Consider the following 19189-nt stretch of genomic DNA (forward strand, 5'->3'; position numbering starts at 1 on the left):
ACCAGGCCGAGGCGTACGGGAAGTTCGTCGAGGAGCCGACGCGTCCGGAGTTGGAGCGCTTCTTCTTCCTGGACGACGTGGACCGCGATCTGATCGCGCTGCGGCGTACGCAGTACCACCAACTGGGCTTCGCGCTACAGATGTGCACGGTGCGCTACATCGGCAGGTTCCTGCCGGACGATCCGCTGGGCGTGCCGTGGCCGGTGGTGGAGCACCTGGCCGAGCAGCTCGGCATCGAGGACGTCTCGGACGTGAAGCGGTACACCGAGCGACCGAAGACCGCGTACGAGCACGCGTGGGAGATCCGGGACGCGTACGAGTACCACGAGTACGACGACCCGGAGTGGGGGCGGAAGTTCCGGACGTTCCTGCACGGGCGGGCGTGGACCGCGCATTCGGAGGGGCCGAAGGCACTGTTCGACTACGCCGTGGGCTGGCTACGGAAGCACCGGGTGCTGCTGCCCGGGGTGTCGGTGCTGGCGCGGCAGGTGTCCGAGGTCCGCGAGATCGCGGACAAGCGCCTGCACACACCACGGTCGCCAGGGCGGCCTGGCGGGCGGACCGGTCGCTGCCCGCCGACCTGGTGGCGCTGCTGGAGACGACGGAGGGCAGGCGGTACTCGCACCTGGAGACCTTCCGCCGGCCGCCGACGAAGACCACCGGTACGGCGATGAAGCGGGCGCTGGAGCGGGTGGACGAGATCGCCGTGTACCGGCTGGGGCGGGTGAAGCTGGACAAGCTCCCGCCGAACCGGCTCGCCGCGCTGGCCCGGTACGGCCTGAGGTCGAAGGCGACGAGCCTTCAGCGGGCGAGCGAGCCGAAGCGCACCGCGATGCTGACCGCGGTGATGCGCCACCTGGAGGCCAAGGCGATCGACGACGCGCTGGAGCTGTTCACGGTGCTGATGTCGACCAAGCTGCTCAGCACCGCGAAACGGCTCACGAACAAGGACCGCCTCTCCACGCTGCCGCAGCTGGAGAAGGCATCCCGCATTACGGCCCGTATCTCGATGGTGTTCATGGAGGAGCTGGAGCACATCGAGGAGAGCGGCAAGGCGGTGGACGCGGCCGCGATGTGGAAGGCCCTGGAGGAAGTCGCGCCGCGGGCCCAGCTGTGGAGCGCGGCCGCCACCGTGGCGACGCTCGCTGTTCAAGATCGTTCTCAGCGCCAACCGCTGTACCGATGTTCCCCAAGCCCGTGCTAGCGGGCGTCCGCGAGGAGGGCGTGCTGCGCTACTCGCTGCCCAGCGACTTCCGCGCCTCGTGGGCCCGGTTCGGGCGGACCGCGACCTACGAGGCGACCGCCCCCACGCCTTCTTCACCGGTTGCCTGCTCGCACCCTGCTGGGCGAGCAGGCAACCGGCACCATCGCGGATACGTACCAGGCCCTGAGCACACAGCCGGACCACTCCATCACAGCCCAGCCGCTCCACCCGGAAGCTCCTCGGTGTGGCACCCCCGCGCCAGCCAGTGGCTGGCCGACATCAATCTCTGACACAGATTGGCAACGCGGTCCGTACGCCACCGAGTGGGTGAGGCCCGGCCCGCCTTCAGGCCCCCCGTCGTACCCGGTGCGCCGTTCGGACACGTGCCTCGGCTGCGGCCTAGCTGAGCCGGTCGGGACCGGCACGCGGCGGAGGCGGTGCGCTGCCGCCTGGGGGGAACGACCATTCCGACCGCTGCTCGACCTCGCGTGGGAGCGACTGAAGTCGGCGCGCACGAACCGATGGTTGTTGTTCTCCCAAGGCGACGGACGTCAGGTGAGGACCGTGGAGGACAGACGAGCAGCAGAGACGGGCTGTTCGGCCCAGACGGTCTTTCCGCTGAGCCCGTAGCGGCTGCCCCATCGCCTAGTCAACTGGGCGACGAGGAACAGACCGCGACCGCCTTCGTCTGTCGTGCGTGCTCGTCGCAGGCGTGGCTGGGTGTTGCTGGGGTCGGTCACTTCACAGACCAGGCTCTCGTTGTGGATGAGGCGCAGGCCGATCGGTCCCCCGGCGTAGCGAATCGCGTTGGTCACCAGTTCACTGACTACAAGCTCCGTGACGAAAGCAGCCTCCCCGAGCCCCCACTCGGCGAGCTGGCGAGAAACCACAGCGCGGGCTTGACCCACGACAGCGGGATCCGCTGGGAACTCCCAGTAGACCGTGGTGCCCTCGGCCAAAGCACGGACGCGGGCGAGGAGAAGAGCGATGTCGTCGCGGGGCGGGGGGTCGGCGGCATCGGCGAGTACGGAACGGCCGATGCCGATGAGCGACGCGTCTCGGCTGGAGGCCGTGGCGAGACGGTCGGCCAGGTGCCGCAGGCCGATGTACGGGTCCGGGTGAAAGCGGTGGATGAGACCGTCGGTGTACAGGGCCAGGATGCTTCCAGGCTCCAGATCGACAGTGGTTGTCTCGAAGGGCATGCCACCGACCCCGAGAGGCGGCCCCGGAGAGAGCTCGACGGTGCGGACGGTGCTGTCGGGCCGAATGACAAAAGGCGGCGGATGGCCGGCAGTGGCCATGGTGCAGCGGCCGGTGACCGGGTCCAAGACTGCGTAGATACAGGTGGCGCCCACAGCGTCCTGGCGCGCGAGGTCAGCTTCGGCCGCGAGGCGAATCACGAGGTCGTCCAGGTGGGTGAGCAGTTCGTCGGGCCCCAGTTCCAAGTCGGCCAGGGTCTGGACAGCCGTGCGCAGGCGTCCCATGGTCGCTGTGGCACCCAGACCGTGGCCGACCACGTCACCGACGACGAAGGCGACACGCAGCGACGGCAGAGGAATGACGTCGAACCAGTCGCCACCGATTTCGGCGCCCCCGGCGGCAGGCGCATAGAGGCCCGCTGTCTCCGCTGCCGGGCTGTCGGTGGTGGCACGAGGGAGGAGGCGTTGCTGCAGGGTCACGGCCGCGCGGTGCTCGCGTGTGTAGCGGCGCGCGTTGTCCACACTCAGCGCGGCCCTCGACGTGATCTCCGCCAGCAGTTCCGCCTCCTGCTGATCGAAGGGCCGGGACTGCCCAGTGCGCCAAAGAGTGACGGAGCCGAGCATGAGGCCACGCGCGTACAGCGGGGCGGCGACGAACGAGTGCGCTCCCTCGGGGACAAACAGACGACTTAGTTCCGGGTCGCCCAACCGGGCGACTTTCGTCCGATCGGACATGGTGAAGACGGCACCTTGCTGAAGAGCCCGCATGACAGGCAGGTCCGGAAACCAGGGAACCACCTCGCCGGGCTGGAGAAGCGCTGCGGGCCAGGGCCCCGCAGCCGTGGCCACCGCAGCTCTGCGCAGGTGGAGCTGCCCCCCACCGACAATCCTGGGGGGCTCGTCGCCGTCGAACACCGCTTCGGCCAGCTCCACCCACGCGACGTCTCCGAGAACGGGGACCAGAACGTCGACGAGGTCCTGGGCCGTGCGCTTGACGTCGAGGGAGGCACCTATCAGGACAGACGCCTGGTGCCGTAGCTCGAGGTCACGGCGGGCCCGCCACCGCTCGGTGGCGTCCGTCACGAACGTGGCCACCCCCGCCGGGCGCCCTGCGGTGTCCTCCAGCCGGACAGCGGCCAGGTAGCAGTACTCCTGGAGCCCAGGGGCTTGTGAGGCGCGTATTCGCCGCTCGTACCCGACCAGCGGCACTCCTGTGGACAGCACCTCGCCCAGCGCTGCCTTGGCATCCTCAGCATCCTCCGGAGCCATCAGGTCCGCCAGGCACCCCCCTACGGGCAGAGCGGGACCCATGTTCGTCCGCACCACCCGCAGATCCCTGTCGTGGATGCCGACCCCGATCCGTTCCTGGGAAAGCAGCGCCTGCAGGACGCTTGCACCTTGTTCCAAGTCGGTTGCGACAGATAGCGGTGCGGCCAGGACGAAGAAGTGAGAACCCCCTTCCAGCCGCAGCACCCGGAAAGCGACCTCGATCGCGCGGCCGGAGCGGTGCCGCACCGATGTGAGCCCTGACGTCGGTTCCCGAAGCTCGCCGACTTCAGCTCCACAGCACTGCTCGGACGGGCCGACAAGCAGATCCCCCACCGGCTTCCCGCAGACTTCTACGGCCGTCCGGCCCACAAGCTCCGCGGCTTCGGCGGACCAGCCCACCACCGTGCCCTGGCCGTCAAGCACGGCAGTCGCGATGCCGTCCAGACCGAATGACGATTTGAGGGCAGAGTGGCTCATCTGATTCCGTCCCCTTTCGGAGCGAACTCTCCCATTATGTTCCGATCGAGCTCGGCGCGACGACGGCCACGGCACCGAAAGGATTCGGGCTTCCATCAGCCCTGCGCGGGCCGTGCGCAACATCGCGAGGGGCGAAGTTCGGGGCCATGACGGACCCTTGAGAACCGCGCCGGTCGCCGCCCGGGGCTCTCGGGATGGGTACGTTAGACGGTACTCTAGTACCCTTGCGCTAGGGTCGATTTTCCGGCCCGTACGGCCGCCCTCCGCATCCGGCGGAGATGATCAGGGGAGACAGTCAGGGTGACAGCCCAAACCGACTCGCGTGACCGACGCCCGCGCCGAACGGCGCGCAGGCGGGTCGTAGACACCCGTCGGCGTGACGAACTGCTGCGTCAGGCCGAGGCGATCATCCTGGCCGAAGGCTTCACCGCCGTGACCATGGACGAGCTCACCCAGCGGCTCGGGTGCTCCAAGGCCACGCTGTACAGCCTGGCCTCCACCAAGGAACAGCTGGTACTCGCGGTCACGCGTGCCTTCTTCCGGGACGCGACCGCCGAGATCGAGCAGGCCGTCCAGGCCGAGCCCGATCCCCGGCAGCGCATCCGGGTCTACCTCACCGGCGTCGGCACGGCCATGCGCCGACACTCCAACGCCTTCTACGACGACATGGTCGGCTACGAGCCCACGGCGCAGATCTACCGCAAGAACTCCGCCGCCGCCGCGCACCGGGTCCACGAACTGATCGAGGACGGCGTCCGCGCCGGCGTCTTCCGCGAGCTCAACGGGCACTTCGCCGCCCAGGTCGTGGCGGTCACCATCGACGCGGTCCAGTCGGGCGTCCTCCTGGAGCGCACCGGCCTGACTGCCGGCGACGCCTTCTCCGAGCTCGGAGACCTCCTGCTGGACGGGCTCAGTTCGGGGCAGCCCGCATCCGAGCCTCCTTCCACAGCGGTCCGCCCGCCCGGAAATCAGGTCTCGGCGCCCAGGTAGAGGCGCGACTCCTTCGCCGCGCCCATTCGTGTGACCAGCGGCACTGCTGTCTGTGCGTGGACTGTGGATTACGGTGGCGCCGTCGTACTGGTCGCGTACATGTGCGACACCTCGTGCAGCTGACGGCCGTGGTGACTGCGACGTGCGTGTGCCGCACAGTGCGCGGCGCGGGACCGACCGGCGGGTTACCCAGAATGAGGCGATTACGCGTAGGGAGAAGGTAAGGGCGCCGCATGACCAGCATTCCTGCCCCACCGTGCCGGAACTCTCGTCCAGCTTGTAGTGCAGCAGCAGTCCGTCGGTGACCTCGGCCTGCGCGGGGGTGGCGGTCGTCAGCGCGCCGCCGGCCGCCAGCAAGGACGCGGGCATCGGCATCAAGGCCGGCACCATCCGCGCCGACCTCACCCGCAACCGCTGGCCCGAGCCCAACGACACCGACCACGGGGTGAACCGCTGGCGCGGCACCACCGCCACCAAGGCGCTGGAGGGTCGACGCGGGTACCGACAGCACTGAGCGTACCCCTGGACGACCCAACTCTAGCTATATAGAGTTAGGCCCATGAAGACCCCATTTCGAATCACTGGGGCGACTCTCGACGTGCTCGAAGTCCTCCTATCCGCCGAAGAGCTGCACGGCTTCGCAGTCGCCAAGGCGGCGGGCAAGCCGACGGGCAGCGTGTACCCGATCCTCCTCCGGCTCGAAGAAGCTGGCTGGGTCGAAAGCCGATGGGAAACCGAGCACCCGGATGCCGGCCGCCCCCGCAGGCGCTTCTATCAGCTCACCGCCGACGGCATGGCTTCCGCGCGAGCCATCATCAAGGAGCGCCGGGGCCCAACCCCTGCAACCCGTCGGACCGGGCTAGGACCCGCGCTTGGGTTCGTTCGCCGACTTGGAGGGGCCTGGTGAACACCGAACTCATGACTGCCATCGTCCTCGGACTCGTCGTCAACGAGTTCTGTGACGTCTGCCCCTGGCTGGCCCGCAAGGTGATCCGGCTCGCCGCAAGGCTCGTGCCGGATCCCGAGGTCCGCGAGCGGCTGGCCGAGGAGTGGGCCGCAGGACTCCACGACCGGCCTGGAAAGATCCTCAAGCTCCTCTCCGCCCTGACTCTCCTCGTGAGTGCTGCCACCACGCTGCGGAGCATGTACCTCCCTGACCGTCAGCGCTTCCGCCGTCTGCGGCGTGTGGCCTCGATCCTCTTCGATCGGGAAGGCCGCATCGTCTTGACGACCACGATACTCAGCGGCCTGATCCAGACCTATGCGCCTCCCCTGGGCGAAACGATGTGGGGCTGGATCGCTACTTACGGCTCGTTGTCACTCATCATCAACGTGGCGGACTTCTGGTGGTCGGCCAGGAAGGAACGCCGCGACCCAAGTTGAGGGCGGCGGCCCGCCGCGACAGGCCCGGCTACCGCCAGGAGTGACGCCCATAGCTACGCCGGTGGCCCGTCACGAGGGGCCACCGGCAGGTACCTCCTCCAACTTCCCGTAAGAGTCGAGTGACCACCGCACGCCGCCATCGTCCGTGAAGAACAGCGTCGGCCGATTGTTGTGCGCCGTGGTCTCCGGCCACGCCTGCGAGCGGAAAACCGCTGTCCTCCCCGCCCCAAGGAGCGCCAGCGGTGTGATCCATCGCTCTCCCAAGGCGAGGGGTCCCCGGTCCTGGCTTCCACGGGCTTCGTAGACCTCAGCAGCGATGTAGGCCGTGCCAAACCGGACTTCCAGGTCCCGAATCGGTGCGTCGCTTCCGTTGACCACCTCGGCTGAGCGCAGCGCCGCGCCCTCTGTGCCGACAGGGACCAGACTGTCCACCATCCGAACCTGTCGGGCCTGTGCCACTCGCCGGTCCTCGGCAGCCGCCCGAAGCTCGGCGCGCTCCAGTTCCAGGTTCTGCCGCTGCTCATCCATGAACCGCGACTGCTCGCCGATGAACTGGCGCTGCTCTCCGATCTGCTGCCGCTGACTCTTGATCGTCTGGTACGCGAAGAAGGCCGCGCCGCCAGCAAAGAGTGCCGCTGCCCACGTCGGCACATCACCCCAGTCCAGCACCCTCAGCCACCGTTCTTCAGTTCATCCAATTCGAGCGTCAGCTTCAACACCGAGCCGCCCGCCATGATCGCGTAGGCATCAGCCGGGCATGGGGACCCCTTGATACCTGCGTTCTCATCGCCCAGGCACTCGTGATCCGTGTACGCGTCGACCGCGTCGTCGATCTTCTCGATCTCCTTTGCGGTTCGCGGGTACGCGTCCGCCCCGCCGGCCTCGCTGACCGCATCTTTCAGGTCGGTGACGACGAGGGCGATGTCCGTTAGGTGTTCGGCGCAGGCCTGGTCGCCGACCTGGTTGCAGATGGTGGACTCCGCCTTGGTCGCGGTCTCAAGCTTGGGCGTCCACTCGGCCGAGAGCTTGGCTCCATCGGAGCTGGAGTTTCCGGACTGGGTCTCATCGCTGCTTGAGCTGCAAGCAGTCGTGGCGATGAGGAGTGTGAGTGTGAGTGCCGATATGGGTCTGAGACGCATGGATTACCCCCTTGCTATGTGACCGTGAGGGTAGATCACGACTTCCGGCCTCGGCGATGATTCGGGTGTTTATCCCGCTACCTGGGAGGTATGGCGGCCGCGTACGGCATGATTCCCATCAGCAGCGACGTTCCAGGGGGAACATGCACACCCGCGCCATGGCCATCACCGCCGCCACAGCAGCGCTCTTCACACTCACCGCCTGTGCCAGCAGTGACGACACCTCCACGGCGGACAAGCCGAATTGGCGCTGAAAAGGAAAGAACGCGTGGTCGTGGGCGCGGGCAAGTCACGGCTCACAAAGCGCACTTGTCCACCCGGGTCTGCTCAACACCCGCGGACGCCAACCAGTCAGTGGTCGACTGCCCACAGCCAAACCCGGCCGCAAACGTGCCCTGAAACCTGGCGGAGCGAGCCCGTGTCGGGCCTTGTGTTCCCGGCCACGGCCAGGAACACAAGGTCGCGGTGCCGTACCAACTGCCATGCGCCGAAGTGCCAGCGAATGTGTCCGTGCGGGACCTCGGAGCGAGCAGCTCCTGCCTCGCGGCAGCCGGTCCCGCCGACGTCCTCCTCAGCCGCCCGACGATCAGGCCGACCTCGATCAACGCGGTGTCATTGTCGAGCGCCTGAAGGTCGGGGCGCTCCGTGGCGATGTGCCGCAGGACGGTCTTGATCGCCAATTCGTGGTGTGAGCGGGTCGCACCGGAGGCGCCGGCCCGCCAGCACAGCACACGCTCGTCATAGGCGGTCTTGACGAGCGTGTGGTCAAAGAAGACTTGAACGGCGTACTCCTGGGTGCTGGCCTCCTTGTTCTCGACAGTGGTTCGGAGGGTGTCGTGCTGCCGTGGGAGCTTGGCGAGGGCGTCCTGCACCCTGCGCGGGTCGGTATCGGCCATGCGGGCCGCTGCGATGACGTGGGGACTCCGGTGGCCTGCGGCCTGAGATGCCGCGTCTTGCCTCGTCCCGCGTGTGGTGGCTTCTTTTCAGGTCACGCGCTGTCGGCGGGCAGCGCCGGGTAGTCGGTGTAGCCGCGGTGGTCGCCGCCGTAGAAGGTGGCCGCATCGGGGGCGTTGTAGGGACCGCCGGCTGCGAGGCGGGCGGGCAGGTCCGGGTTGGCCAGGAACAGCGCGCCGAAGGCGATGATGTCCGCGGTGCCGTCCTCTATGAGAGGGAGAGCCCCGGGGCCGGTGGTTTCGGGGTGGGTGAAGGGGTTGAGGATGAACGCCGTCGGCCAGTCCTTGCGCAGCCGGACGGTCAGGTCGCGGTCCGGGCTCTCGACCAGGTGCAGGTAGGCGAGGTCCAGCCGGGCGAGAGCGGCGGTCAGGGTGGTGTAGGTCTCCAGCAGGTCCGCCGGGTCGGTCTCGGCGATGTCGTTGTAGGGGTTGCCGGGAGAGATACGGAAGCCGGTGCGGTGGCCACCGATCGCCTTCGCCACGGCCGTGGCGACCTCGATACCGAAGCGGGCCCGGTCCGCGGCGCCGCCTCCCCAGCTGTCGGTGCGCAGATTGGTGTTGGGGGCGAGGAACTGATGGATCAGGTAACCGTTCGCCCCGTGGATCTCCACGCCGTCGAAACCGGCGGCGATCGCGTTACGCGCGGCGTCGGCGTAGTCGGCGATCGTCTGGGCGATGTCGTCCTGGTCCAGTTCCTTCGGCGTGACGTAGTCCTGGGGGCCCTGGTAGGTGAAAACCTGGCCCGCCGCCGCGACGGCGGAGGGGGCGACGGGGATGAGTCCGTCGGGCAGCAGGCTGGGGTGGCCGATCCGGCCGGTGTGCATCAACTGCGCGAAGATCGTGCCTCCCTGGGCATGGACGGCGTCGGTCACCTTCCGCCAGGCGTCGACCTGTTGAGCGGAGTGCAGGCCGGGGGTGTCGGTGTAGCCCTGGCCGCCGGCCGACGGCTGGATGCCCTCGGTGATGATCAGGCCGGCGCTCGCGCGCTGGGCGTAATAGGTGGCCATCAGCTCCGTCGCCGTGGCCGCGGGAGCCTCGGCACGACTGCGGGTCATCGGCGCCATCGCGATGCGGTTGGCGAGCGCCTTGCCGCCGAGGTCGATCGGGTCGAACGCGGTGGTCATAGAGCTTCCTTCAAGGTATAGGGGCGAATAGGAGAGACAGCCGGGCGGAGTGGCCTGTTCGCAGCACCTCGTCCGCAGTGAAGCCTCCAATGGGAGACTCTACATCTAACTGAGACTAAGTCTCAAGATGATTCGTGGTGTATATTCTGTGCATGACTGACTCCGTCGGCGCCGCCAGCCATACCCCGCCGAAGCCGCCCGGTCTGCGTGAACGCATGCGGGCAACGGTCCGGGCGGAAGTGACCCAAGTGGCGCTCCGGCTCTTCACCGATCAGGGCTTCGAACAGACGACCGCGGACCAGATCGCCGCCGAAGCAGGACTGTCGCGCGCCAGCCTGTTCCGGTACTTCGGGACGAAGGAAGACATCGTGCTGGGCGGTCTGGAGGGCGATGGCCAACAGGTCGTGGAAGCGCTCGCTGCCCGTCCCGACGAGGAGCGGCCCTGGGTGGCGCTGCGCCGGGCGTTCGACGTCCTGGTGCGGGTCAACGAGGAAGAACCCGAGCAGACGATGAGCTTTCTGCGTCTGCTGCAGCAGACGCCGTCACTGCGCGCCCGGCACTTCGAGAAGCAACTGACGTGGCAGGAACAGATGGTGCCGGAGATCGCCAGGCGACTGGAAGCCAGTCCTGGCCGGCCGGAGGATCCCAGGCCGACCGCACTGGTCGCGGCCGCCCTCGCCTGCCTGGACGCCGCCGCGAGAGCGTGGGTGGCCTGCGATGGCACGGTTTCCATCGCCGTCCTGCTCGACCGGGCCATGGACGCGCTGACGGAGTAACCGCCCCTCGCGGTCGGCGACCGGCGCTCGCCGCCCGGGACGGCGAGCCACGGCCGTTCCATGCCGAGCGGCACGACGCCTGAGGGCCGCGGGGGAGGAACGCAGGGCAACTGCACCCGGCCAAGACCCGGATCATCTATTGCAAGGACGACCGCCGCCGCGGCCTAAATGCCAGCCGCACCTCATCCCCCTCGTCCACCCCGACATGGACGAGCTCGACCTCTTCAAGATCATGAGGGTAGCGACGAGATCCGGCTCACCATCGTCGTCACCTTCGACTCCCAGTCTGGCCTGCAGCGGCTTCGCTCAGGACGTCATCGCGTCCGTACTCACCCGCAACTTCCGCGTCCTGCGCGAGGCCGGTGTCATCCGGCGGCGGCGTCGGCACCCGCCGCATCAGCACCCTGCGCAAGGTGAACTGACCAGCGGTTTCCCGGACCATCGACCTTGTCCTCAAGGAGAGCGTCAGCCACGTGACGCCCTACACGAACGCCGAAGCGGTAACGATTTAGGGCAGCACTCCTCCGCGGTCGCGACGGCCGGAATTCCGCCGCAGCCAGGTGTACGGCTTGCGACCAGCTTCGATCACGTCGAACGACACCCTGGGCACAACGTCGACTTGCGACCCAGGTCGTCAACGGCGTACTGCGGCGATTGCGGACCTGGGCGCTCCGGCGGGATCTGCCCGAGCGCGATGGCCCGCGGCAGGCGGCCTACGATCGCTTCGCCCGCTGGGAGCAGGACAGGACCTGGGCGAGGCTGCTGAAGCACGTCCCGGGCCGCGACGACGCGGTTGGGCGCGGTGAGTGGACGGCGTCTTTCAACTCCGCCATCAACCGCGCTCACCAGCACGCACCCGGAGTCCGCGAAGGAGGCATCGTCGGCGGACGAACCTGCAGACGCGCCACATCAGGCGTTTGGCCAGGCACTCGGCCGGTACCGCGGCAAGCTGACCACCAAGGTCCGCCTCGCGGGCGGACGACCGCGGCCTGCCCCTGAGCGTCGTCATCACGCCGGGCGATGCCAACGGCGCAGCGGGGCCGGGACGGTCGTGCCGTCCCGGCCCCGCCGTGGTTCACCGCTCCGCAAGGGCGGGGGGGCGCCGTCGCTGGGCCGTTTGCCCGTCAGCTCGGCCGCGGTCACCCGAGCGGGTTCCAGCCGTCGGTGCCGGCCAGGTACTTCTGGGCGGTGTAGTCGGCGGCCTCGGTGGCGGTCAGCTTCGGTGCGTTCGCACCAGTGCCGGCTCCAGGGCCGAAGTTCCCGTACTCCTTGAAGCGGGCTCCCTGCCAGGGGTACTCGGGGACCATGTTGGTCCAGGGTTGCGCGTCCTTGATGCCCGCCTGGATGTCGCACTCGCGCACAACCGCCTGGGGCCATGCGTCCGCCGTGTTGTTCCACGGCCGGCCGAGGTGCATCGTGTCGCTTGGCACACCGCTGGTGGTGATCGTGCAGCTGCTGATCAGGATCCCGTACTTCTTACTCTTGTCGGTGTTCGGCGCCATCACCGTGCCGCCGGGCCACGGGAGGACCTGGATCATGGACCGGTCGATCACCGCTGTGGCGTTGCCGAAGATGAAGTCCACGTCGCCCCGGATGTGGCAGTTGACGAAGTGCTGCCGGGCCTGGGTCGTGGGCGTCTCCCCCTTGCAGAGCAGGGTGTCCTGATGGCTCCAGATCGCCACGTTGCGGTACACCTGCCGGTCGCCCATGGCGGCGATCGCGACGGCCTGGGTCTCGTACGGGCTGATCTCCGGGTGGGCGTTGCGGTCGAACGTGTTGGTGATCGTAAGGTCCTGGACGGTCAGGTTCGGCGGCCTGAAGGTGGCCACGGCGCTGCCCTGGGTGCCGTACTTCAGGCCGGTCGCAGGGTTGATCATCCCGTGGCACCTGGTGTTGTAGATGACGACATCCGCACGGTTGCCGGTGACGCCCTCGATCGTCAGCCAGCTCTTGTCCTTCGGGACACTGAGGACCTCGTGGTAGACGCCCTTCTCGATGACGATCTCGCACGCGCCCGAGGTGGGAGCGGCGCTGATCGCTTCCTGCACGGTCCAGTAGTCGCCGGTGCCGTAGGGCGAGACGAGCCGCCTCTGGGCCAGCTCAAGTTTGAGTTCGTCGTGCCTGGAATGGGTGCTGGTGCCCAAGTCTGAGTGGTGGGCCATCATGAGGTAGCGCGCGAGTGCTGTCGCAGCCAGGATTTCGATGCCCTCGATAGTTACGGAACCACTGAGCGCGTCGACCCCGCGCCGGAAAGCGTCCAGGAGCATTGCGCTCCACGAGCCCCAGTTGTTGTGCTGGTCCATGTGATATTGGTTGATGGTGAACGCGCCGCCATCACGGAAGGCCACCGCGATGCCCTCCGCCTGATTCCGGAACCGAGCAGCTTCGGCGAGCGCCACGATGATCTGCAGGATTGCCTTAGCCACCTCGCTGGTATAACCCACGGGGTCGGAGGGGGGCCAGGTTGTGCCAAGTGTCCTCACGGCCTGGTTGAGGCTAGCCGTATTGATCGCCGTGCCAAGGCGGTCTGCGCCCTGTCGTGACAGGTTGGTGTAGGTGCCCAGCCCATTGTATTCCGTGCGCGTGTTCGAGGCCGTGATGCCTGGCAGCGCCGAGGGCTGCTCAGCCTGCGCCGTTGCTTCCAGTGTGAAGTAGGTCCCCCAGGTGATCTGACTGCCACCGGTGCCCGGCGTGGCGACGCCCTGCTGCCATCCCATGACGTAGGCGTCCTGCCGACGCATGTACACCCGGATGGCCAGAGTCTGGCTCTCGTCGACCAGGTCGACGATTGTGTACTGATTCGCAGAGACGTTGGCGGTCACGTGGACGGGGTGCCCCCGTCGGTCGGTCCCCGCGTAGGGGTTGATCCTGTGGTCGCTGCATGCTGTCTTGATGGCCTTGAGCAGGTCGCCGTAGCCCCTCATGGCGGGCAGGTTGCCGTCATTGTCCGGTTGGGTGCCGGGCTCGTGGTTGATGCGCCACTCGGCGTTCGAGCCAGTCGCGGCGCCGGCCGTGGGGGCGCCGGCCATCACTACGCCGCCGGCCAGAGCGCTGGCGGCTGCGACGGCCGTCGCAGCGAACAGGAATGATCTACGGGAAAGGCCCCGCTCCGTGTTCGTCACCTGAGTTCCTCATTGTTTTCAGCGACCCATTGACTGAATCGCGGCGTGCGGCGGTTGCCGATCTTGACGGTGCCCTTCATGCCGGCATGAGGGCGCTCACGCACTGCTGGCGGCCCTGGCCGGCTGTAGCCTTCCGGGTGCCGTCTGCGACGGGGCACGGAAGCGGTGACTGACATCGGTCGGGCGCGTTCCTGTCACGGATCCGGTTGCCAGACCACCCTCACGTTTGGTGGGGGACGTCCCCGCGCCGCGGGTCCGGGACCCGCGGCGCAGGAGGTTACGCCCTGTCGTGCGTCACGCCGGAAGGATCGGCGCGGGGGTCTGCCCCGGGCCATTGGTACTTCTACGGGCTCGGCTCCGGGGCCTGTGAATTTCTACGGGCCCGGCTCCGGGGGCCCGGGTATTTCTACGGGGTTGTCCTACGGGGTGGGGTTCCTGGCTCGCTGCCCACCAGGCCGCGATCCGGGCACGGGAGGCGTAGCCGAGCTTGGCCAGGATGTTCTCGACATGGCCGTCGACCGTGCGCGAGGAGCGTCCGCGCGCGGCGGCGATCTGCCGGTTGCTCATGCCTTCGGCCACCAGCGCGGCCACTTCCCGCTCCCGGGGGTCAGCGAGCTCGGGGCAGGGACGGGACCGGCAGGGACGGGCGCGGCAGCCGACTTGGGCTCGGACGCGGTGTGCAGGGCGTAGGTGATGGCCTCGTCGGGGCGCCACCCTCCGCGAGGGCGCTTCCATACGCCGCCCGGCCCAGGGCCCGTACGACGTCCTCCTCGCACCGGGCGTGCTGCTCGACCATGTGCGGGCCGAACGCCACGATGGGCAGACCGATGTCCTGCCACAGGCTACGCGCGGCCCCCAGCAGCCTCCCCGCCTCCTTGTGGTGACCGGCCGCGCCGGTGACCTAGGCGAGCTCGTCCAGCATCAGGGCGACCCTGGCGTAGTCATTGAAGCCCCGCTCGTTCTCCAGCGCGGCCCGGATCATCACCGAGGCCTCGGCGAGGTCGCCGCGTCTCCAGGCGTCGTAGCCGAGGGTCGACTGCGCATGCGCGCGGGCCAACCGCTCGTCATGTGCCTCGGCGAGGACGACCGCCTGCCTGCAGGTCTCCGTAGTGCGTGGATCTCCGAGGTGGGACTGGGCAGTGGCCATCTGAATCAGAGCGTAGACAGCCTCGATCTCCTCACCCGCCCGCACGAGAGCGACCGCCGCTTCCCTCAGCAGGGAAACGGGCTCTTCCAGCCGGCCGCCGAACTACGCCAGCGTGCCATGCAGGCTCTGGACCTCGGTGCGCAGAACCAGATCGTCCAGCTGCTTGCCGCTGCGGCCTCCTCCAGCCACCGGTACGCCGCAGCGTGATCGCGCTGCAGTACCGCCACCCAGGCGGCGACCCACAGCGCCCTGGCCCGGGCGGGGGTGGGCTCGGGCGCGGCGGCGAGCGCCCGCTCGAGCCAGCGGCGCCCCTCACCGAGGAAACCACCCTCGCACCCGTGAGCGGTGTGCAAGCTGAAGTCGCGGGTCACGAGTCTGGTGTGAATGGCGAGTTGGGTACTCGTGCCGGTCGGCGGCCGATGACCATGGTGTAGATCATCGGGCAGGTTCTGTTCCGGCGGGATGCCGGGTTCGGCTGCGGCCAAGACCGGCCCCCGCCTACGATCCGTCAGCGGGTCGGCACTGTGAGAACGCGGGAGGGAGCGGGGGATGCGGGAGCGGCAGTGGATCACCGCCCGCCGAGCGAACTGGACGCCCCCGCTGAGGAGTTGCCAAGAAACTCCAGGAGGTCCAGGCCGAGCGGGATGAACTCGCGATCGCGGAGCGGGTGTTGAACCGCCTGGCCGAGCAGGCACGGGATGACGCCGGGGAGCTCGCTCCGATATCGGCGAAGGTGGCCGGGCGGGCAGTCCTGCTCATCCCGCACCGCAGCGACGCGGGCGCGCTGCCCGGCGACTACCGCAGGATCCTGGCGATCGTGCGGGAGGCCGACGGCCCGGTGCAGGTCAGGACGGTCGGCGAGCGGCTGGGTCTGGACGCCTCGGTGCGCGGCAAGCTGGAACCTCTGCGGGCGAAGATGACCAAGCTCGCCGACCGCGGCTGGCTGCACAAGCGGGGCGACGGGCGGTTCACGGCACGTCCGTAACTGCGCGGGGCGTGGGCGTAACTGACAGACAACCGACGGCAGTTGAGTTTGTGTGACGAAAAACAACAGTTCCGTCGAAGGCCCTGACGGCCTTGTCTACACCGCCCGCCTGCCGCTGTCGAGTGCCACCCTGAACTGGCTCGCCGACCTGGTACGCGGCCACCTGAAGAAGATCGGCTCGCGGTGGCGGGCCCTGCCCGCGGGGAAGATCGCCACCATCGTGCTGGCGGTGCTGCGCTGTGACCAGCGGCCGGCGACCTGGCCGGCGGCAACGGAGTGCACCGCACCACCGTGACCCGATGGGTCCGGGAGGTCGTCGGCCTGCTCGCCGCCTGCGCCCCACGCCTGGACCGGGCGTGCAAGAAGATCGCCCGAATGGGTGGCGCCATCGTACTGCTGGACGGATCGGTGATCCGTACCCGGCGCAAAACCGGGAAGGAGAACCGGAAGAACTACTCCGGCAAGAACAAATGCCACGGCCTGCTCGTGATCGCCCTCACCGACGACCGGGGCCGACTACTGTGGATCTCGGCGGCCCGCACCGGGCACACCTCGGAGATCACCGCCTGCCGGCACGACAAGCTCACCCGGAAACTGCAGGAAGCCGGGCTCGGAACCATCACCGACCTGGGATTCGTTGGCCTCGACGACGGCGGCCCCCGACGCCCGAACCGGCGGTGATCACCGACTACGAGGCCGCCCGCAACCGGCCCCTGACGCGAGGCCAGAAGCTGTCCAACACGGCTCTGTCGGCCGTCCGGGCACCCGTCGAGCACGGCTTCGCCCACCTCAAGAACTGGCGCGTCCTCGGCAAGGTACGCACCGACCCCGCCTGGGCAACCGCCCCGGTGCGGGCTTGCTGGTCCGCACGAACCGCGAAGTCGCCCGATGACCGACGATCTTCATCGCCGAGGACCCGCACCGCCCGGGCCGAAACTGTCGGCTTCCGACCGGGCGCTGTTCTTCACCCAGATGCGTCGCACCGCGGAACAGGCCCGAGGCGAGGACCAGTTCCTGCTCCGCCGCCAGGCCCTCTATCTCTCCGGGTACGACAACCAGGCCGACACATCAGAGTGGCTCGCCCACCAGCAGGCCACCGAACGCCCCGGTGACTGGCTCACGCGCTGGCTCAACTCCCGGTCCGTTGCCGCCGTATCGGCCCGACGAGGAGACCGGGACCAGCCCGCCGGGGACCGTGACGTCCTGCAACGCCTTGACGGCGCCCGCGCCGCTGTGGGGGCGGGCGACCGTGGCCGCGTCGCCGATGAGCAGGGCCCGGCCCACGGCGCAGTGGGGGGCGGTGGCGGTGAAGTCGTAGAGGGGCTGGAGGAACAGCGCGTCGTGGGCCGTCGTCCGTACCAGGTCGCCCCAGTAGGGGGCATCAACTCGGCGCAGACCTCGGCGAGATGGGCGCGCAGCCCGTCACCGGCCGTGCCCGGGGGCAGACTGGTGGGGGTGTCCATGCCCTGGTCGAGGCCCGGGGGCGGGGCCGTGTAGAGGATCCAGTTGACACGGTGTCCGCCGGTCTCGTCCGGGATGCGGTACACGACGAGGTGGCCGCCCTCGAAGAGGATGTATGCGCCCTCGTCCTTGGGCAGCAGCTCCGCGTCGCTCAGCCGGCTCACCGGGTAGGCGCCGCGCCAGGCCAGGCAACCGGCGTACTCGGGGCGGACGACGGCGTACAGGGACGCGCGCACCGCCGAGCGGTAGCCGTCCGCGCCGACCACCACGTCGTAGCGCTCGCTGCGCCCGGCCGTGTGCACCTCGGCGCCCTTCGGCGTGGCCTCGACCGCCTCGACCGGCGCCCCCGGGCCGGACGACGGCCGTCTCGGGCATCCGGCCGCGCAGGTCGTGCCAGAGCGAGCCCCAGTTGTAGGTGCGGAAGGGGACGGGCAGGACGGCGATCTCGCGGCCCAGGGGGGTGTGGGGCCTCCGCGTCGTCACGGACGTAGTAGCGGCCGCGGGTGATCTGCACCAACGGCAGGGAGGCGTCGAGGTAGCCGGCCGACTCCAGTTCCGCGTAGCGGGCGTTGTGCACGGCGACCCCGACCCCGCGGTCGGCCATGCGGCCCGCCGCCCGCTCGTACACCGTGATCTCCTCGGCCCCGGCCCGCCGTAGCGCGAGTGCCGCCGCGCATCCCGCTATGCTCCCGCCGACCACCGCGACCCGGCCGCTGTCCTGCATGCTGTGCCTCCGAAGCTCGCCCGCTCTGCGCGCGGCGCCACTCCGGTGGGTCGTGTCCGATCATGATGCCAGCCCCGTGATCGCGGTGAACTCCGCGTCCTGTTCCTGTTCTTGTTCCTGCCGGTGAGGGTGGATCGGGCCGGAGGTCCGGGACAGGGGCAGGCCGGTTGCCCGGTTGGTGTGGGCGATGATCTCCGCCGCGATGGACAGGGCGGTCTCCTCGGGCGTGCGCGCGCCGAGGTCGAGGCCGATGGGGGACCGCAGCCGGGCCAGCTGCTCGTCGGTCACGCCCGCCTCGCGCAGCAGGCGCAGCCGTTCGTCGTGGGTGCGGCGGGAGCCCATCGCGCCGACGTAGCCGACGGGGAGGTCGAGCGCGCGGCGCAGTAGGGGAATGTCGAACTTGGCGTCGTGGGTGAGGACGCAGACGGCGGTGCGAGAGTCCACGGCCGTCCCCGACAGGTAACGGTGGGGCCAGTCGACGACGACCTCGTCGGCGTCCGGGAAACGGGCGGCGGTGGCGAAGACCGGCCGGGCGTCGCACACCGTGACCCGGTAGCCCAGGAAGGTCCCGGCCTGGCTGAGGGCAGCGGCGAAGTCGACGGCTCCGAAGATCAGCATGCGCGGGCGGGGCGCCGCCACGTGGACCAGCACGGACAGCCGCTCCGGGCAGGTGGCGGCGTCCCCGCCGACCTCCGTCCGTGCCGTACGGCCCGTCCGCAGCAGCGCCCGCGCCTGCGCGCTCACCGCGCGTCGCGCCGCCCCGGTCAGCGAGCCGTACGGTGCGCCTCCCTCAGCGTCGACACACAGCATCCGGCCGATCAACTCGCCGGGGCCGTCGATGACTTGGGCGACGGCGGCGGGCCGGCCGTCCAGCGCGTCGGCGAGGTGCGCGTGGTCCCTCGGGTCGACGCGCTGGACCAGGACGTCGAGTTCGCCGCCGCAGGTCAGTCCTACGGCGAAGGCGTCGTCGTCGGAGTAGCCGAACCAGGCCCGCTGCGGAGCGCCCCGGTCACGGAGCACCTCTCGGCACAGTTCGTAGACCGCGCCTTCGACGCAGCCGCCCGAGATGCTGCCGACGGCGTTGCCGTCCTCGTCCACCGCGACCGACGTACCGACGGGCAGGGGTGCGCTGCCCGTGACGCCGACGACGGTGGCCAGGGCGAAGGGGCGTGCCTCGCGGCACCAACGGTGCAGTGTGTCCGCGATGTTGAGCATGTGCCTGTCTCCGTGGGGGTG

General features: G+C 69.0%; 17 protein-coding genes and 3 pseudogenes. 11 read left to right on the forward strand and 9 right to left on the reverse strand.

Going from position 1 to position 19189, the window contains the following annotated elements; all coding sequences use genetic code 11:
- Nucleotides 1-1189: pseudogene (locus PUR53_RS48220) on the forward strand (DUF4158 domain-containing protein); the annotation flags it as partial.
- Between the two features lie 566 nt (nt 1190-1755).
- Here PUR53_RS48220 and PUR53_RS19340 read toward each other — a convergent pair.
- Entirely contained in the window at nt 1756-4149 is a 2394-nt protein-coding gene (locus PUR53_RS19340) for an ATP-binding SpoIIE family protein phosphatase (RefSeq protein ID WP_329909042.1), read from the reverse strand.
- 300 nt (nt 4150-4449) lie between these two features.
- Between PUR53_RS19340 and PUR53_RS19345 the strand changes: the two genes are divergently transcribed.
- The 4 genes from PUR53_RS19345 (at nt 4450) to PUR53_RS19360 (ending at nt 6522) form a co-directional block, all read left to right on the forward strand.
- Nucleotides 4450-5139 (forward strand): TetR/AcrR family transcriptional regulator, encoded by a 690-nt coding sequence (locus tag PUR53_RS19345; RefSeq protein WP_329895341.1) that lies wholly within the window; start codon nt 4450-4452, stop codon nt 5137-5139.
- A gap of 301 nt (nt 5140-5440) precedes the next feature.
- Complete coding sequence (locus PUR53_RS19350; protein WP_329909043.1) at nt 5441-5653, forward strand: hypothetical protein; 213 nt, start codon at nt 5441-5443, stop codon at nt 5651-5653.
- A 45-nt stretch (nt 5654-5698) separates the two neighbouring features.
- Complete coding sequence (locus tag PUR53_RS19355; protein ID WP_329909044.1) at nt 5699-6046, forward strand: PadR family transcriptional regulator; 348 nt, start codon at nt 5699-5701, stop codon at nt 6044-6046.
- On the forward strand, nt 6043-6522 hold the full coding sequence (locus PUR53_RS19360) for a hypothetical protein (RefSeq protein ID WP_329909045.1): 480 nt from the start codon (nt 6043-6045) through the stop codon (nt 6520-6522). Before PUR53_RS19355 ends, PUR53_RS19360 begins: the two co-directional genes overlap by 4 nt.
- A 69-nt stretch (nt 6523-6591) precedes the next feature.
- Here the strand turns inward: PUR53_RS19360 and PUR53_RS19365 are convergent, their stop codons facing one another.
- The 4 genes from PUR53_RS19365 to PUR53_RS19380 form a co-directional block, all read right to left on the reverse strand.
- The gene (locus tag PUR53_RS19365) at nt 6592-7191 is read right to left on the reverse strand and encodes a hypothetical protein (protein ID WP_329909046.1); all 600 of its coding nucleotides are present in this window, start codon (nt 7189-7191) and stop codon (nt 6592-6594) included.
- 2 nt (nt 7192-7193) lie between these two features.
- Nucleotides 7194-7661 (reverse strand): hypothetical protein, encoded by a 468-nt coding sequence (locus PUR53_RS19370; protein ID WP_329909047.1) that lies wholly within the window; start codon nt 7659-7661, stop codon nt 7194-7196.
- A 296-nt stretch (nt 7662-7957) separates the two neighbouring features.
- Entirely contained in the window at nt 7958-8557 is a 600-nt protein-coding gene (locus tag PUR53_RS19375) for a hypothetical protein (protein ID WP_329909048.1), read from the reverse strand.
- A 92-nt stretch (nt 8558-8649) separates the two neighbouring features.
- Nucleotides 8650-9738 carry an alkene reductase gene (locus PUR53_RS19380; protein WP_329909049.1) on the reverse strand — a complete coding sequence of 363 codons (1089 nt, stop codon included), beginning with the start codon at nt 9736-9738 and terminating at the stop codon, nt 8650-8652.
- A gap of 152 nt (nt 9739-9890) precedes the next feature.
- On the opposite strand from PUR53_RS19380, the gene PUR53_RS19385 reads away from it, so the two are divergent.
- Both PUR53_RS19385 and PUR53_RS19390 read left to right on the forward strand, forming a co-directional pair.
- Nucleotides 9891-10514, forward strand: a complete 624-nt coding sequence (locus PUR53_RS19385) for a TetR/AcrR family transcriptional regulator (protein ID WP_329909050.1) — start codon at nt 9891-9893, stop codon at nt 10512-10514.
- 624 nt (nt 10515-11138) lie between these two features.
- A pseudogene (locus PUR53_RS19390) lies at nt 11139-11513 on the forward strand (transposase); the annotation flags it as partial.
- A 140-nt stretch (nt 11514-11653) separates the two neighbouring features.
- Here the strand turns inward: PUR53_RS19390 and PUR53_RS19395 are convergent.
- The 3 genes from PUR53_RS19395 to PUR53_RS19405 all read right to left on the reverse strand — a co-directional run bounded on the left by PUR53_RS19395 (nt 11654) and on the right by PUR53_RS19405 (nt 14783).
- Nucleotides 11654-13636, reverse strand: coding sequence for a pectinesterase family protein (locus PUR53_RS19395; RefSeq protein WP_329909051.1), 1983 nt, complete (start codon nt 13634-13636; stop codon nt 11654-11656).
- Nucleotides 13637-13930: 294 nt separating this feature from the next.
- Nucleotides 13931-14371 carry a response regulator transcription factor gene (locus PUR53_RS19400; protein ID WP_329909052.1) on the reverse strand — a complete coding sequence of 147 codons (441 nt, stop codon included), beginning with the start codon at nt 14369-14371 and terminating at the stop codon, nt 13931-13933.
- 166 nt (nt 14372-14537) lie between these two features.
- Complete coding sequence (locus PUR53_RS19405) at nt 14538-14783, reverse strand: hypothetical protein (protein ID WP_329909053.1); 246 nt, start codon at nt 14781-14783, stop codon at nt 14538-14540.
- A 670-nt stretch (nt 14784-15453) separates the two neighbouring features.
- Between PUR53_RS19405 and PUR53_RS19410 the strand changes: the two genes are divergently transcribed.
- The 4 genes and pseudogenes from PUR53_RS19410 to PUR53_RS19425 all read left to right on the forward strand — a co-directional run.
- Nucleotides 15454-15768, forward strand: a complete 315-nt coding sequence (locus tag PUR53_RS19410; RefSeq protein ID WP_329909054.1) for a hypothetical protein — start codon at nt 15454-15456, stop codon at nt 15766-15768.
- 52 nt (nt 15769-15820) lie between these two features.
- Entirely contained in the window at nt 15821-16063 is a 243-nt protein-coding gene (locus PUR53_RS19415; RefSeq protein WP_329909055.1) for a hypothetical protein, read from the forward strand.
- The gene (locus PUR53_RS19420; RefSeq protein WP_329909056.1) at nt 16060-16449 is read left to right on the forward strand and encodes a transposase family protein; all 390 of its coding nucleotides are present in this window, start codon (nt 16060-16062) and stop codon (nt 16447-16449) included. The genes PUR53_RS19415 and PUR53_RS19420 overlap by 4 nt, the downstream gene beginning before the upstream one ends.
- Before the next feature lie 225 nt (nt 16450-16674).
- Nucleotides 16675-16950: pseudogene (locus PUR53_RS19425) on the forward strand (transcriptional regulator); the annotation flags it as partial.
- Nucleotides 16951-18013: 1063 nt separating this feature from the next.
- Here PUR53_RS19425 and PUR53_RS19430 read toward each other — a convergent pair.
- On the reverse strand, nt 18014-19168 hold the full coding sequence (locus tag PUR53_RS19430) for an XdhC/CoxI family protein (RefSeq protein ID WP_329909057.1): 1155 nt from the start codon (nt 19166-19168) through the stop codon (nt 18014-18016).
- Nucleotides 19169-19189 lie beyond the last annotated feature (21 nt).

It is taken from the genome of Streptomyces sp. SP18BB07, assembly GCF_036322545.1.
GTDB classification, from domain to species: domain Bacteria; phylum Actinomycetota; class Actinomycetes; order Streptomycetales; family Streptomycetaceae; genus Streptomyces; species Streptomyces deccanensis.

Bases quoted from the DNA above. Each gene is read 5' to 3' on its own strand.
- PUR53_RS19340 (WP_329909042.1), bottom strand. From the start codon at position 4,149: ATGAGCCACTCTGCCCTCAAATCGTCATTCGGTCTGGACGGCATCGCG.
- PUR53_RS19355 (WP_329909044.1), top strand. From the start codon at position 5,699: ATGAAGACCCCATTTCGAATCACTGGGGCGACTCTCGACGTGCTCGAA.
- PUR53_RS19370 (WP_329909047.1), bottom strand. From the start codon at position 7,661: ATGCGTCTCAGACCCATATCGGCACTCACACTCACACTCCTCATCGCC.
- PUR53_RS19375 (WP_329909048.1), bottom strand. From the start codon at position 8,557: ATGGCCGATACCGACCCGCGCAGGGTGCAGGACGCCCTCGCCAAGCTC.
- PUR53_RS19380 (WP_329909049.1), bottom strand. From the start codon at position 9,738: ATGACCACCGCGTTCGACCCGATCGACCTCGGCGGCAAGGCGCTCGCC.
- PUR53_RS19385 (WP_329909050.1), top strand. From the start codon at position 9,891: ATGACTGACTCCGTCGGCGCCGCCAGCCATACCCCGCCGAAGCCGCCC.
- PUR53_RS19400 (WP_329909052.1), bottom strand. From the start codon at position 14,371: ATGGAAGCGCCCTCGCGGAGGGTGGCGCCCCGACGAGGCCATCACCTA.
- PUR53_RS19405 (WP_329909053.1), bottom strand. From the start codon at position 14,783: ATGGCCACTGCCCAGTCCCACCTCGGAGATCCACGCACTACGGAGACC.
- PUR53_RS19430 (WP_329909057.1), bottom strand. From the start codon at position 19,168: ATGCTCAACATCGCGGACACACTGCACCGTTGGTGCCGCGAGGCACGC.